Below are 13,557 nucleotides of genomic sequence, written 5' to 3'. Positions count from 1 at the left end.
TCACCCTCACCGGTTTAGCTGGATTTCGCCACAGGGGCAAAACGTCTATGATACACCTTATTGATGACGAATGACGACTCAGCAACCACAGGTAATAGCATGGCCACTGGAAACGAAAATAATTTAATCTGGATTGATTTGGAAATGACCGGGCTCGATCCGGAACGCGATCGTATCATTGAGATTGCCACTCTGGTGACTGATGCAGATCTGAATATTCTGGCGGAGGGGCCGGTGATGGCGGTTCATCAGTCTGATGAACAACTGAGCCTGATGGATGACTGGAACGTCCGTACTCATACTAACAGTGGACTGGTTGCGCGCGTTAAGGCCAGCCAGACAGATGACCGTGCTGCTGAAAAGGCAACGATCGAATTTCTGAAACAGTGGGTGCCAGCCAATACCTCGCCGATCTGCGGCAACAGTATCGGCCAGGATCGCCGTTTTTTGTTTAAGTACATGCCGGAGCTGGAAGCCTACTTCCATTATCGCTATCTGGATGTCAGCACACTGAAAGAACTGGCTCGCCGCTGGAAGCCAGACATCCTGCCAGGCTTCAAAAAGACGGGTTCGCACCAGGCACTGGACGATATTCGTGAGTCTGTTGCCGAGCTTGCTTATTACCGTCAACACTTTTTGCAGCTTTAACCAGCAAAGGGTGCACAGGAAATCGCCATGTTGCTGCAATAATCAGCAAACGCGTTAAAAGCGCAAAATTTTGTTGTCAGCATCTTGCAGCAGCAGCGATTTCTCGTATAATGCGCACCCCGTACCGGTGAAGAATTTATGACGGTACAAGGCGCGGGAATAGCTCAGTTGGTAGAGCACGACCTTGCCAAGGTCGGGGTCGCGAGTTCGAGTCTCGTTTCCCGCTCCAAATGATGTTTAGCAGTATCCTACTATGCGGGAATAGCTCAGTTGGTAGAGCACGACCTTGCCAAGGTCGGGGTCGCGAGTTCGAGTCTCGTTTCCCGCTCCAAAATGTGTTTTGCAGTGCCCTTCTATGCGGGAATAGCTCAGTTGGTAGAGCACGACCTTGCCAAGGTCGGGGTCGCGAGTTCGAGTCTCGTTTCCCGCTCCAGATTTATCGTCACGTTTTTGTTAACAGCCTGTCAGGCTGGCAGCAGTATCAACGACAATTCAGTCCAGTTATCCACAGCCGTTATCGCGTTGTCTGTGCCGTTTTCGCCCTTCTGAAATTTTGTTTTAAACAGAGTTATCCACAGGTTTGTGAATTAAGCCAGACGGTAGACGCATTTGCAAAATAACACAAATTTTATTTAAATTGCTGATTTTTAATGAAATAATAATATTTCATTATGTTATTCTTTTCTGTCAGTTGTGTTATTACGATTGAATGACAACGCGTTTTTATTTTTATTCACAGGATGTGGAAATCCGCGCCTTCTGGACAGTTGCGCAATCAGGCATCACGTGGTAATCCCTTTTCAATGACTCTCACCAGCCGTTTTTGCTGCGCGGGTTGAACATCGATCGCCAGCGCTTTTCGCTTATGTAACTGTTGCGTGATAGCCCACTCAATATGTTCGTCCAGCAGATCGCTTTCGCCACGTCGTTGCTCAAGGACGCTAAGGATCTCTGTATGCCAGGGTGCATTGCCCAGCGCGACGGCAATATTACGGGACCAGCGCTGATAACCAATGCGCCGAATAGGGGACCCTTCAGTAATGCGCAGGAATTTAGCTTCATCCCACTGAAACAGCGCGGTTAACTCTGGGGCATGCAGCGCGGCGCGGGGCGAAAAATCGGCTTCGTCAGTCAGCTGCCCATAGCGATTCCAGGGGCAAATCAACTGACAGTCGTCACAGCCATAAATCCGGTTTCCCATGAGCGGCCGAAACTCCTCCGGTATAGCTCCTTCGAGTTCGATCGTCAGGTAGGAAATGCAACGTCGCGCATCGACGGTATAGGGCTCAACAATCGCGCCCGTCGGGCAAATGGTCATGCAGGCAACGCAGCGCCCACACTGTTCTTCCTGCGGCGTATCGATGGGAAGGGGCAGATCGATCAGCAGTTCACCCAGAAAAAACCACGAACCGGCTTCACGATTCAGGATCAGCGAATGTTTACCGGTCCAGCCCAGTCCGGCTTTAGCCGCCAGCGGGCGTTCAAGCAGCGGCGCAGAATCCACAAACGGGCGAAACTGGCTTTCGCCACAGTGCGTCTGGATCATTTCGCCAAGCTTTTTCAGGCGATTGCGCAATACTTTGTGGTAATCGCGGCCCAGCGCGTAACGGCTGACATAACCCAACTGTGGGTTTTTCAGCGTGCTGGCAAACGCGGCTTTCGCGGGCAAGTAGTTCATGCGAACGCTGATCACCCTCAGCGTGCCGGGTAGCAGTTCATGCGGACGTGCGCGCATCATTCCATGGCGGGCCATCCATTCCATTTCGCCATGGTACTGCTTATCCAGCCAGGCTTGCAGGCGCGGTTCTTCTGCGCTGAGATCGGTATCGGTAATACCGACCTGCTGAAAGCCCAGATCGCGTCCCCACTGCTTAATGTGTTGAGCGAGTTGATCAAGATCCAGAGGGTATGACATGACTAACCAGAATCCGAAGAGAAACCGCGGCAGTTTACCACACTCTGTCTGGCCTGCGCAGGCGCTGAAACAACTTGAGCGCGAGGGGGCAGATGAGCTGGGCATTACGCTCTACGAGCTGATGTTACGTGCAGGTCAGGCGGTATATGAACATATTATGGCGCACTGGCCAGAAGCTCAGCACTGGCTGGTGTTGTGCGGTCACGGCAACAACGGAGGCGATGGCTATGTTGTCGCCCGGTTGGCTCAGGCTGCAGGTAAACAGGTGACGTTGCTGGCGTGCGATGGCAGTAAACCTTTACCCGACGAAGCGCGTACTGCGCGAGACGGATGGCTTGAATCGGGCGGCGAAATTCACGCGCCCGACGCCGCCTGGCCTGAAAACGTCGACGTGATCGTAGACGCGTTGTTAGGCACTGGCGTTTCACGGGCGCCGGTTGAGCCTTTATCCACCCTGATTGCACAGATCAATGAGCATAGCGCGCCGGTCGTGGCCATCGATATGCCATCCGGCCTGTCGGCAGAAAACGGCACGACGCCGGGTGAGGCGACAGAAGCCACGCATACGGTGAGCGTGATCGCGTTAAAACCCGGACAGCTCACCGGTAAAGCACGGGATTGTGTCGGACAACTTTATTTCGCCGGTCTGGGTTTACACGACTTTCTGGCAGCACAGCAGCCCCCCATGGCCCGATACGATGCACACAGTTTACGCCAGTGGCTTAAGCCGCGTAAGGCGACCTCCCATAAAGGTGATCAGGGTCGCCTGCTGATTATTGGTGGGGACAGTGGAACCGCGGGCGCTATTCGGATGTCTGCGGAAGCAGCGCTACGCACCGGTAGCGGCTTGGTGCGAGTACTTACTCACAAGGATAATATTGCACCCATTCTTACCGCGCGCCCGGAAGTGATGGTGGACGAGCTGACGGATACGCGCCTGGATGACGGCATCGCCTGGGCGGATGTCATTGCGATTGGACCGGGGCTGGGACAGCGTGAATGGGGCCAGAATGCACTGGAGAAGGTTAAAAGCGCTGAAAAGCCGATGCTTTGGGATGCTGATGCGCTTAACTTGCTGGCAATAAAGGCAGAGAAACGTCAGAATCGCATTATAACGCCGCATCCAGGCGAAGCGGCTCGCTTGCTGGGTGTTAAAACCAGCGAAATTGAAAGTGACCGCTTACATGCTGCACAGGAACTGGTGAAACGCTATGGTGGTGTCGTGGTCTTAAAAGGCGCCGGCACTATTATTGCCAGTGAAAGTGGTCAGATGGCTTTTGCCGATGTGGGTAATGCAGGAATGGCATCGGGTGGTATGGGTGATGTGCTCACCGGTATTATTGCCTCGTTGATGGGACAAAAATTGGCGCTGTTTGATGCTGCCTGCGCAGGTTGTGTCGCTCACGGTGCTGCCGCTGATAAGCGAGCGGCACTATGGGGCACGCGCGGTATGCTGGCATCAGACTTATTTGATCTGCTGTGGCAGTTTGTTAATCCAGAGATGAATCAAGAAGCATGAAGAGCTGTGTTATACCTTTGCCCACTGAGGCGGCAACACTCGACCTAGGTGCTCAACTGGCGCATGCCTGTGGCAAGGCGGCGGTTATCTATCTTTACGGCGACCTCGGTGCGGGAAAAACCACATTCAGCCGCGGTTTCTTACAGGCATCCGGCCACGTGGGCAATGTGAAAAGTCCGACCTATACGCTGGTTGAGCCGTATGTTCTGGACGGGCGTGCTGTCTATCATTTTGATCTTTATCGCCTTGCCGATCCGGAAGAACTCGAGTTCATGGGGATTCGTGATTACTTCACCAATGACGCGATTTGTCTGGTGGAGTGGCCGCAACAGGGTGCCGGTATTTTGCCTCCCCCGGATATCGCCTTAACGCTGCGTTATGTCAATGAGGCACGCGAGGCCGAACTGGTGGCACATTCCGAACAGGGACAGCGCTGGGTGACGCAGATCGAACAAGGCAGGGCACCGGCATGATGTCATGGATGAAAACAGTTATCGTGGCAGGATTGCTACTGGTTGCGGGTCCGCTGTTTGCCGCTAATTTATCGGACATTCAGGTATCAAATGGCGGGAATCAGGCGACAGTAACGCTCAGTTTTTCTGGCCAGCCGGTTTATGCCTATTTTCCCCTACATAATCCCGACCGGGTTGTTCTGGATATCCGTCAAAGTGGCGTGATTAAAGGGCTACCCTTAACGTTTAGCGGCGATAACATCGTAAAGCGTATTCGTACCAGCACGCCAAAAGATAAACAAAGTATTCGGCTGGTTTTTGAGCTAACGCAGTCGGGAAAAACCCGCGCAGTGACACAGCGCAATGGCAGCAATTACAGCGTTGTCTTTACTATTCAGGGTAAGCATCCCGCCGTTACGCGCAGCGCACCTGCTGCCGTGGCAGAATCCCAGCCCACCCGAACGCGACAACGCAATGCCAGCAATCCGTTCAATGCGAATCCGGTCACTACGGTAACCAATACCAATAGCACGGCCGTACCGGGTGGCACGTCCAGCCGCAACGATACGGTGATTGTCGCCATTGATGCGGGACATGGCGGTCAGGACCCAGGCGCAATTGGGCAGCACGGCCTGAAAGAGAAAAACGTCACTATTGCGATTGCGCGTAAATTGAAAGTGCTTTTAAACAATGATCCGATGTTTAAAGGTGTATTGACGCGTGATGGCGACTACTTTATTTCAGTGATGGGCCGGTCAGACGTGGCGCGTAAAGCGAATGCCAACGTGCTGGTCTCTATCCATGCGGATGCTGCCCCCAGCCATGCGGCCACAGGTGCCTCGGTCTGGGTCTTGTCTAACCGTCGTGCAAACAGTGAGATGGCGAACTGGCTGGAGCAAAAAGAGAAACAGTCTGAACTCCTGGGCGGGGCTGGCGATTTACTGGCCAACAGCCAGGCCGATCCTTATCTGAGCCAGGCGGTGCTTGATCTCCAGTTTGGTCACTCGCAGCGCGTCGGATATGACATTGCGGTGAAAGTCATCCAACAGTTGCGCGGTGTGACGTCGTTACACAAACGTTTACCGGAGCATGCCAGCCTTGGCGTGTTGCGTTCGCCGGATATTCCGTCGCTTCTGGTGGAAACCGGATTTATCAGTAATGCCTCGGAGGAGCGACTGCTCGGCAGTAGCGCACACCAGGATAAGATTGCACAGTCAATATATAAAGGACTGCGCGCTTATTTCCTGGCGCACCCGCTACAATCGGTCCCAAAGGAGGAAAACCGGCCGCTGGGCTCGTCGCCAGCGGTCAGCGTAGCCAGTAATCCGGCTACCGGTGAGACGCAGTATACGGGCGCTGTGCAACGGCATACCGTGACACGTGGAGAGACGCTGTCCGGTATTGCAGCAAAATATGGCGTAAGTATGGCAACGTTACGGCAGATGAATACCCTGAAGCGCGATGTCGTCTGGGTGGGACAGCGACTGAAAGTGCCTGCCAGCGCGGTAGCCAGCAGGACAACGCCAGCTGCAACGACTCCCCGTCGCCCGATCCGACATAAGGTGGTTCGTGGTGATTCACTGAGCAGCATCGCCGCCCATTACGGTGTCAGCCCGAAATCGATCCTTCAGGCGAATAACCTGAAATCAACCAACGTGATGTTGGGTCAAAACCTGAAAATCCCTGCATCCTGATTGTGGGCCCGGCCAGCAGGCCGGGCAACCAGCTACAAGGATATCCCGCATGCCAATACAAATTTTACCGCCGCAACTCGCTAACCAGATTGCCGCCGGAGAAGTGGTTGAGCGCCCCGCATCGGTTGTGAAGGAACTGGTGGAAAACAGCCTTGATGCGGGGGCAACGCGAATAGATGTGGATATCGAAAAGGGCGGTGCAAAACTCATCCGCATCCGCGATAACGGCTGTGGTATCGCAAAAGATGAACTCGCGATGGCGCTGGCTCGCCATGCAACCAGCAAAATTGCATCACTGGACGATCTGGAAGCCATTATGAGCCTGGGGTTCCGTGGGGAAGCGCTGGCCAGTATCAGCTCGGTTTCCCGCCTGACGCTGACGTCGCGCACGGCTGAACAAAGCGAAGCCTGGCAGGCGTACGCGGAAGGCCGTGATATGCAGGTGACCCTCAAGCCTGCCGCACATCCCTGTGGATCGACGCTGGAAGTCCTTGACCTTTTTTACAATACGCCAGCGCGCCGCAAGTTTATGCGTACTGAGAAAACCGAGTTTGGTCATATTGATGAAGTCATCCGTCGCATTGCGCTGGCGCGGTTTGACGTGGCGATTTCTCTGAACCATAACGGCAAGCTGATGCGTCAGTACCGGGCGGTTAACGATGAGCGCCAGCGTGAACGTCGCCTTGGCGCGATTTGTGGCACGACCTTCATGCAGCACGCACTGCGAATCGACTGGCAGCATGACGATTTAGCTCTGCGCGGCTGGGTTGCCGATCCCGCCGGCTCTCGTCAGATCAGCGACATCCAGTACTGTTATGTTAATGGCCGCATGATGCGTGACAAGCTCATCAACCATGCCATCCGGCAGGCGTTTCAGAGCCAGTTGCAGGACGATCAACAGCCCGCCTATGTGCTCTATCTGACGATCGATCCTCACCAGGTCGACGTCAACGTCCACCCGGCAAAACATGAGGTGCGTTTTCATCAGTCACGTCTGGTGCATGATTTTATCTACCAGGGCGTCATGAGCGTCTTGCAGGAAAGTGCGGCGCCCGTTCTGCCAGCCGTACAGGCAGAGGAGCCTGCACCACGCTGGCAACAGGAAAACCGCCAGGCCGCAGGCGGCAATCATTTCAGCCAGCCTGCGGCAACGCCGCGTAACAGTGGTGGCACAACCGGTGGGGCGGGTTGGCAAAGTAAAGAGCCGGGTTATCGCCCGCATGAAGGCAAGGTTTATCAGCAGTTGCTGGATACCGCAGCCCCTCCTGCCACTGCGGCAAAAGCGCCGGTCTCGCCGCCACGTGAGGCGACGATTACGCCAACGCCTGTGAAAGCGCATCTGCACAGTTTTGGTCGCGTACTGACGGTGCTGGCAGATCAGTATGCCGTGCTGGAGCAGGACCAGACTTTACTGTTATTAGCCCTGCCCGTGGCGGCGCGGTGGTTAAAACAGGCCCAGTTAGAGCCGCAGGAAGGTGGATTAAAAGCACAACCGCTTTTGATTCCTGTGCGGTTAAAAATCGCCTCGGCAGAGCGCAAGGCGGCACAGGACAATCTCAGTCTGCTTAACCAGATGGGCATTGATTTGCATCCGGAGGGCGACCACATTATCTTGCGCGCCGTGCCTTTACCGTTACGAACACAAAATTTACAAATCTTGATTCCTGAACTGTTAGGCTATCTCGCCCGACAGCAAGAGAACTCTGCGACGCAACTGGCCCAGTGGCTGGCGCGACGAGAGGATGCAGAGCCTCAGAACTGGAATCACTCCCAGGCGATTACGCTGTTGACGGAGCTGGAAAGGCTTTGTCCGCAGCTGCTGAAATCGCCACCTTCAGGCTTGTTGCAAGCCATCGAGATTGAGAGCGCGATAAACGCGTTGAAGCATGAGTGAATTAAACCAGGCTGGCCGGCCAAAGGCGATTTTTTTGATGGGGCCGACAGCGTCAGGCAAAACCGCATTAGCGATTGAGCTGCGTAAACAGTTGCCGGTGGAACTGATCAGCGTAGATTCTGCTCTGATTTATCGAGAGATGAACATCGGTACGGCGAAGCCTTCTGCAGAGGAACTGGCGCTGGCACCCCATCGTTTGCTGGACATTCGCGATCCTGCTGAGGCCTATTCGGCAGCGGAGTTTCGGCGAGACGCGTTAGCAGAAATGGCGGATATCGTTCAGCATGGACGAATTCCGTTGCTTGTTGGTGGAACTATGCTCTACTTCAAGGCGTTACTTGAAGGATTGTCGCCGCTGCCCTCGGCCGATCCGGATGTCCGCCAAAAAATAGAGCAAATGGCGAGTGAAAAAGGCTGGGAAGCTTTACATCGTCAACTTTGCGAAATTGATCCGGTCGCAGGCAGTCGTATTCATCCGAATGATCCGCAGAGACTTTCGCGAGCACTGGAAGTTTTTTTTATTTCGGGTAAAACTTTAACGGAACTGACTAAAATTTCCGGCGAAGCGCTCCCTTACGATGTTCACCAGTTTGCTATCGCCCCCGCGAGCCGCGAGCTGTTGCATCAGCGCATCGCGTTGCGTTTCGACCAGATGTTGGCGTCAGGATTTGAAGCGGAGTCTCGGGCCCTGTTTGCACGAGGTGATTTGCATACGGATATGCCTTCCATTCGTTGTGTCGGCTATCGCCAGATGTGGTCTTATTTAGCGGGCGAGATCGACTACGACGAAATGGTTTATCGGGGAGTTTGCGCAACCCGGCAACTCGCTAAACGGCAGATGACCTGGTTACGTGGCTGGGAGAACATTCACTGGTTAGACAGTGATGAACCTCACTTAGCGCGTGATACAGTACTTCAGGTTGTTAGTGCGAAGCATGGGTGATTGTGTACAATTGGCAAGTTACGTGCGCAAATTTTTACGCAGTTTTTTTCAGAACCACTGTGTTCTACAAGCAACAAACAACAAGCATATAAGGAAAAGATAGAATGGCTAAGGGGCAATCATTACAAGACCCGTTTCTGAACGCACTGCGTCGTGAACGTGTTCCGGTTTCGATCTATTTGGTCAACGGTATCAAGCTGCAAGGTCAGATTGAATCCTTTGATCAGTTCGTTATTTTGTTGAAAAACACGGTAAGTCAGATGGTGTATAAGCATGCCATCTCTACTGTTGTGCCTTCACGTCCGGTTTCTCACCATAGCAACAATACCGGCGGTGGCAGCAACAACAATTACCATCACGGCGGCAGCAATACGTCTGCTCAGTCGCAGCCACAACAAGACGGTGATAACGCAGAGTAAGGCGGCACCGTTTAACCAGGACTGGAAAGCCTCAGGTTTTCCGTCCTGGTCTTTTTATATAAGCGAGGTTATAGCTTGTTTGACCGTTATGATGCCGGTGAGCAGGCCGTACTGGTACACATCTGGTTCTCCCAAGACAAAGAGCTCGAAGATTTACAGGAATTCGAAACCCTGGTTTCTTCTGCTGGCGTTGAAGCACTGCAGGTTGTCACCGGCAGTCGTAAAGCGCCACATCCCAAGTATTTTGTCGGTGAAGGAAAAGCCGTTGAAATTGCCGATGCGGTAAAAACAAGTGGAGCATCGGTCGTCCTTTTCGATCATGCCTTAACGCCCGCTCAGGAACGTAATCTTGAGCGCCTGTGCGAGTGCCGTGTTATCGACCGCACTGGCCTGATTCTTGATATTTTTGCCCAACGTGCACGTACCCATGAGGGGAAATTGCAGGTTGAGCTGGCGCAGTTGCGTCACCTGGCAACACGCCTGGTACGAGGCTGGACGCACCTTGAACGCCAGAAAGGCGGTATTGGCCTGCGTGGCCCGGGTGAAACGCAGTTAGAAACCGACCGCCGTTTATTGCGTGGCCGTATCAGCCAGATTTTGTCACGTCTGGAACGCGTTGAAAAACAGCGCGAGCAGGGACGACAGGCGCGCGCTAAAGCCGATGTGCCGACTGTCTCGCTGGTGGGTTACACCAACGCCGGCAAGTCTACCCTTTTTAACGCCATCACCTCTGCCAACGTTTATGCCGCGGATCAGCTGTTTGCCACGCTGGATCCCACGCTGCGTCGCCTGAATGTTGCCGATGTCGGTGAAGTTGTGCTGGCCGATACCGTCGGCTTCATCCGCCATCTGCCGCATGATTTAGTGGCCGCATTTAAAGCTACCTTGCAGGAAACCCGCCAGGCCACGTTGCTGATGCATGTGATCGATGCAGCCGACGTACGGGTCAATGAAAACATAGATGCTGTCAATGAGGTGCTTGAAGAAATCGAAGCCGATGAAATTCCCGCGTTACTGATCATGAATAAGATCGATATGCTGGACGGTTTTGAACCGCGCATTGACCGTGACGAAAATAACCTGCCGGTGCGAGTATGGCTCTCTGCGCAGACGGGGGCGGGGATTCCGCTGTTATGGCAGGCGCTGTCCGAGCGTCTGTCGGGCGAGATTGCCCAGTACGATTTACGTTTGCCACCGGATGCGGGGCGCTTACGCAGCCGTTTCTATCAGTTGCAGGCGATTGAAAAAGAGTGGAACGAAGAGGACGGCAGTGTGGGGTTGCATGTGCGAATGCCGATTGTTGACTGGCACCGCTTATGCAAGCAGGAGCCGTCGCTGACCAGTTATATTGTTTGAGATTGCCAAACCGAACTTACCCTGACGATTTTATGTTGTTGCGCGGCGTTAGTTGACATATTTCCCGACGGCCACTCTCTTCACCTGGTCGGCGAGTCGGGAACACAGACGCAGCCAGTGCCGCCACAACGGAAAATCACAAGGGTAAGCCGCTAAAACTATAAATGGAGTAATGACATGGCGTGGAATCAGCCCGGAAATAACGGACAGGACCGCGACCCGTGGGGAAGCAGCAATAATCAAGGCGGCAACTCTGGGGGGAATAAGGGAGGTAAGGAATCTGGGCCTCCTGATCTGGATGATATCTTCCGCAAGCTGAGTAAAAAGCTTGGCGGATTCGGCGGCGGCAATAAAGGTGACAATGGTCAGCGCAGTTCCGGCGGTAGCGGCAAACTTTTTGGCATTGTCGCTGTTGCGGCAGTAGTGATCTGGGCAGCAAGCGGATTTTATACGATCAAAGAAGCGGAACGCGGTGTTGTCACGCGCTTTGGTAAGTTCAGCCACATCGTTGAGCCAGGCCTGAACTGGAAGCCCACCTTTATCGATCAGGTCCGCGCCGTGAATGTCGAAGCCGTGCGTGAACTGGCGGCATCGGGCGTCATGCTGACCTCTGATGAAAACGTCGTGCGCGTGGAGATGAACGTGCAGTACCGCGTAACCGATCCGGAACGCTATTTGTTCTCTGTTACCAGCCCGGACGACAGCCTGCGTCAGGCAACGGACAGTGCGCTGCGCGGCGTAATTGGTCGCTCTACCATGGATCGTATTCTGACAGAAGGTCGTACGGTCGTGCGTAGCGAAACGCAGCGCGAAATCGACGAAACCATTCGCCCGTACCATATGGGCATCACGGTGCTTGACGTTAACTTCCAGGCGGCGCGTCCTCCTGAAGAAGTGAAGTCAGCGTTTGATGATGCGATTGCCGCGCGTGAAAACCGTGAGCAGTATGTGCGTGAAGCGGAAGCCTATGCGAACGAAGTTCAGCCGCGGGCTAACGGTCGTGCGCAGCGTGTGCTGGAAGAAGCACGTGCTTATAAAGAGCGCACGGTGCTGGAAGCACAGGGTGAAGTGGCGCGTTTTGCCAAGCTTTTACCGGAATACAAAGCCGCGCCGGAAATTACCAAAGAGCGTCTGTACATTGAGACCATGGAGCGTGTTCTGAGTCATACACGTAAAGTGCTGGTGAACGATCGTGGTAACAACCTGATGGTTCTGCCTCTCGATCAACTGATGCGTGGTGTTCAGTCTTCCTCTGCGAAGAACGGGCAAAAGAGCAGCGCAGCATTGCCGTCACTTTCCGATCGGAGTGCAAGCCGCACGGACACGTCGTCATACAGTCCAGACAGCATCATGGATCAGCGTCGAGCCAACGCTCTGCGCAACGATACCCAGCGCGAAGGGAGAGAGTAATCAATGCGTAAGCCAGTCATAGTTGTCATTATTATCGCGTTGGTCGCCATTTATGCGTCGCTCTTCGTGGTACAGGAAGGTGAGCGCGGTATTGTCCTGCGCTTTGGTAAAGTCCTGCGCGACAGCGAAAACAAGCCTCAGGTTTTTGCACCGGGTCTGCATTTCAAGATTCCGTTTATCGAAACGGTTAAAATGCTGGATGCGCGTATCCAGACCATGGATAACCAGGCCGATCGCTTCGTGACCAAAGAGAAGAAAGATCTGATTGTCGACTCTTACATTAAGTGGCGCATCAGCGATTTCAGTCGCTACTACCTGGCAACCGGTGGTGGGGATGTGTCTCAGGCCGAAGTGCTGCTGAAGCGTAAATTCAGTGACCGTTTACGTTCAGAAATGGGCCGTCTCGACGTGAAAGACATCGTGACCGATTCTCGTGGTCGTTTGACCACGGATGTCCGTGATGCGCTGAATACCGGTACGGCAGGCGGTGACGATGACGTGTCTACACCAGCCGCAGATGATGCTATCGCCAGTGCAGCGGCACGGGTTGAACGGGAAACCAACAGCAGTGAACCTGCGCCAAATCCAAACAGTATGGCGGCGTTAGGGATTCAGGTTGTTGACGTGCGGATCAAGCAGATCAATCTGCCGACGGAAGTCTCAGATGCGATCTTTAACCGTATGCGCGCCGAGCGTGAAGCGGTTGCGCGTAGCCAGCGTTCACAAGGTCAGGAAGAGGCGGAAAAACTGCGTGCTCAGGCTGACTATCAGGTTACCCGTACGCTGGCAGAAGCCCAGCGTGAAGCCCTGATTACCCGCGGTGATGGCGATGCAGAAGCGGCAAAACTGTTTGCAAATGCTTTCAGTCAGGACCCGGATTTCTACGCCTTTATCCGCAGCCTGCGTGCTTATGAAAACAGCTTCAACGAAAATCAGGACGTGATGGTGTTGAGCCCGGACAGTGACTTCTTCCGCTATATGAAGGCACCGTCTAACGCCACGCGCTAAGAACTGATATAACTGACAGGCCGACAATGTTGTCGGCCTTTTTTTTGGATGCGGAATGAACGTAAATATCTGGATGGCACTGGCATTGGTTTTAGTGCTCGAGGGACTGGGGCCGATGTTTATGCCACGGCTGTGGCGGCGCGTAGTGTTGAGCATGACCCAGTTGCCCGATCGGCTTTTACACCGTTTTGGTGGGGGATTAGTGGTCGCCGGCGTGGTGATTTACTGCATGCTGCGGCTGCATGGCGAAGCCTGATAAGGTGGCGCTCGCCGTCTGTGTGGTATCTGAAGCCGCGTTT

Annotated in this window: 12 protein-coding genes and 3 tRNA genes; 14 read left to right on the top strand and 1 reads right to left on the bottom strand. The window is 54.0% G+C overall.

Annotation, left to right across the window (positions count from 1 at the left end):
* The first annotated feature begins 99 nt into the window (after nucleotides 1-99).
* The 4 genes from orn (at nucleotide 100) to RAC90_RS16920 (ending at nucleotide 1,081) form a co-directional block, all read left to right on the top strand.
* The gene (gene orn, locus RAC90_RS16935; protein ID WP_006120954.1) at nucleotides 100-648 is read left to right on the top strand and encodes an oligoribonuclease; all 549 of its coding nucleotides are present in this window, start codon (nucleotides 100-102) and stop codon (nucleotides 646-648) included.
* Between the two features lie 153 nt (nucleotides 649-801).
* Nucleotides 802-877: transfer RNA gene (locus tag RAC90_RS16930), tRNA-Gly, on the top strand.
* A gap of 26 nt (nucleotides 878-903) precedes the next feature.
* Nucleotides 904-979: transfer RNA gene (locus RAC90_RS16925), tRNA-Gly, on the top strand.
* Between the two features lie 26 nt (nucleotides 980-1,005).
* Nucleotides 1,006-1,081 (top strand) — tRNA-Gly (locus tag RAC90_RS16920).
* A gap of 342 nt (nucleotides 1,082-1,423) precedes the next feature.
* On the opposite strand, the gene queG is transcribed toward RAC90_RS16920, so the two are convergent.
* Nucleotides 1,424-2,563, bottom strand: a complete 1,140-nt coding sequence (gene queG, locus RAC90_RS16915; protein ID WP_033740044.1) for a tRNA epoxyqueuosine(34) reductase QueG — start codon at nucleotides 2,561-2,563, stop codon at nucleotides 1,424-1,426.
* Between queG and nnr the strand changes: the two genes are divergently transcribed.
* The 10 genes from nnr (at nucleotide 2,562) to RAC90_RS16865 (ending at nucleotide 13,514) form a co-directional block, all read left to right on the top strand.
* Complete coding sequence (gene nnr, locus RAC90_RS16910) at nucleotides 2,562-4,082, top strand: bifunctional ADP-dependent NAD(P)H-hydrate dehydratase/NAD(P)H-hydrate epimerase (RefSeq protein ID WP_058702690.1); 1,521 nt, start codon at nucleotides 2,562-2,564, stop codon at nucleotides 4,080-4,082. The genes queG and nnr overlap by 2 nt on opposite strands.
* Complete coding sequence (gene tsaE / locus RAC90_RS16905) at nucleotides 4,079-4,555, top strand: tRNA (adenosine(37)-N6)-threonylcarbamoyltransferase complex ATPase subunit type 1 TsaE (protein ID WP_054633013.1); 477 nt, start codon at nucleotides 4,079-4,081, stop codon at nucleotides 4,553-4,555. The genes nnr and tsaE overlap by 4 nt, the downstream gene beginning before the upstream one ends.
* Nucleotides 4,552-6,228 (top strand): N-acetylmuramoyl-L-alanine amidase AmiB, encoded by a 1,677-nt coding sequence (gene amiB / locus RAC90_RS16900; protein ID WP_006120946.1) that lies wholly within the window; start codon nucleotides 4,552-4,554, stop codon nucleotides 6,226-6,228. The genes tsaE and amiB overlap by 4 nt, the downstream gene beginning before the upstream one ends.
* Nucleotides 6,229-6,277: 49 nt before the next feature.
* Nucleotides 6,278-8,122: a DNA mismatch repair endonuclease MutL gene (mutL, locus tag RAC90_RS16895; protein WP_058702688.1), complete on the top strand. Its 1,845-nt coding sequence runs from the start codon at nucleotides 6,278-6,280 to the stop codon at nucleotides 8,120-8,122.
* A complete protein-coding gene (gene miaA / locus RAC90_RS16890; RefSeq protein WP_006120944.1) occupies nucleotides 8,115-9,065 on the top strand; it encodes a tRNA (adenosine(37)-N6)-dimethylallyltransferase MiaA in 951 nt (316 codons plus the stop codon). The genes mutL and miaA overlap by 8 nt, the downstream gene beginning before the upstream one ends.
* Before the next feature lie 104 nt (nucleotides 9,066-9,169).
* Nucleotides 9,170-9,484, top strand: a complete 315-nt coding sequence (hfq, locus tag RAC90_RS16885) for an RNA chaperone Hfq (RefSeq protein ID WP_033740039.1) — start codon at nucleotides 9,170-9,172, stop codon at nucleotides 9,482-9,484.
* A gap of 75 nt (nucleotides 9,485-9,559) precedes the next feature.
* Nucleotides 9,560-10,840, top strand: coding sequence for a ribosome rescue GTPase HflX (gene hflX, locus RAC90_RS16880; protein WP_006120942.1), 1,281 nt, complete (start codon nucleotides 9,560-9,562; stop codon nucleotides 10,838-10,840).
* Nucleotides 10,841-11,017: 177 nt separating this feature from the next.
* Nucleotides 11,018-12,250, top strand: a complete 1,233-nt coding sequence (gene hflK / locus RAC90_RS16875) for an FtsH protease activity modulator HflK (RefSeq protein ID WP_033740037.1) — start codon at nucleotides 11,018-11,020, stop codon at nucleotides 12,248-12,250.
* Nucleotides 12,251-12,253: 3 nt separating this feature from the next.
* A complete protein-coding gene (hflC, locus tag RAC90_RS16870) occupies nucleotides 12,254-13,258 on the top strand; it encodes a protease modulator HflC (protein WP_006120940.1) in 1,005 nt (334 codons plus the stop codon).
* Between the two features lie 55 nt (nucleotides 13,259-13,313).
* Nucleotides 13,314-13,514 (top strand): DUF2065 family protein, encoded by a 201-nt coding sequence (locus RAC90_RS16865; RefSeq protein ID WP_006120939.1) that lies wholly within the window; start codon nucleotides 13,314-13,316, stop codon nucleotides 13,512-13,514.
* Nucleotides 13,515-13,557 lie beyond the last annotated feature (43 nt).

This window comes from Pantoea sp. CS_6 (assembly GCF_041954745.1).
GTDB lineage: Bacteria > Pseudomonadota > Gammaproteobacteria > Enterobacterales > Enterobacteriaceae > Pantoea > Pantoea stewartii.
The sequence above is the reverse complement of the archived record's forward strand: the minus strand, read 5'-3'. Positions and strand labels throughout refer to the sequence as shown.

Coding starts and splice junctions, on each gene's coding strand:
- tsaE (WP_054633013.1), top strand. CDS start 4,079: ATGAAGAGCTGTGTTATACCTTTGCCCACTGAGGCGGCAACACTCGAC.
- orn (WP_006120954.1), top strand. CDS start 100: ATGGCCACTGGAAACGAAAATAATTTAATCTGGATTGATTTGGAAATG.
- mutL (WP_058702688.1), top strand. CDS start 6,278: ATGCCAATACAAATTTTACCGCCGCAACTCGCTAACCAGATTGCCGCC.
- hflC (WP_006120940.1), top strand. CDS start 12,254: ATGCGTAAGCCAGTCATAGTTGTCATTATTATCGCGTTGGTCGCCATT.
- nnr (WP_058702690.1), top strand. CDS start 2,562: ATGACTAACCAGAATCCGAAGAGAAACCGCGGCAGTTTACCACACTCT.
- amiB (WP_006120946.1), top strand. CDS start 4,552: ATGATGTCATGGATGAAAACAGTTATCGTGGCAGGATTGCTACTGGTT.
- miaA (WP_006120944.1), top strand. CDS start 8,115: ATGAGTGAATTAAACCAGGCTGGCCGGCCAAAGGCGATTTTTTTGATG.
- RAC90_RS16865 (WP_006120939.1), top strand. CDS start 13,314: ATGAACGTAAATATCTGGATGGCACTGGCATTGGTTTTAGTGCTCGAG.
- queG (WP_033740044.1), bottom strand. CDS start 2,563: ATGTCATACCCTCTGGATCTTGATCAACTCGCTCAACACATTAAGCAG.
- hflK (WP_033740037.1), top strand. CDS start 11,018: ATGGCGTGGAATCAGCCCGGAAATAACGGACAGGACCGCGACCCGTGG.
- hfq (WP_033740039.1), top strand. CDS start 9,170: ATGGCTAAGGGGCAATCATTACAAGACCCGTTTCTGAACGCACTGCGT.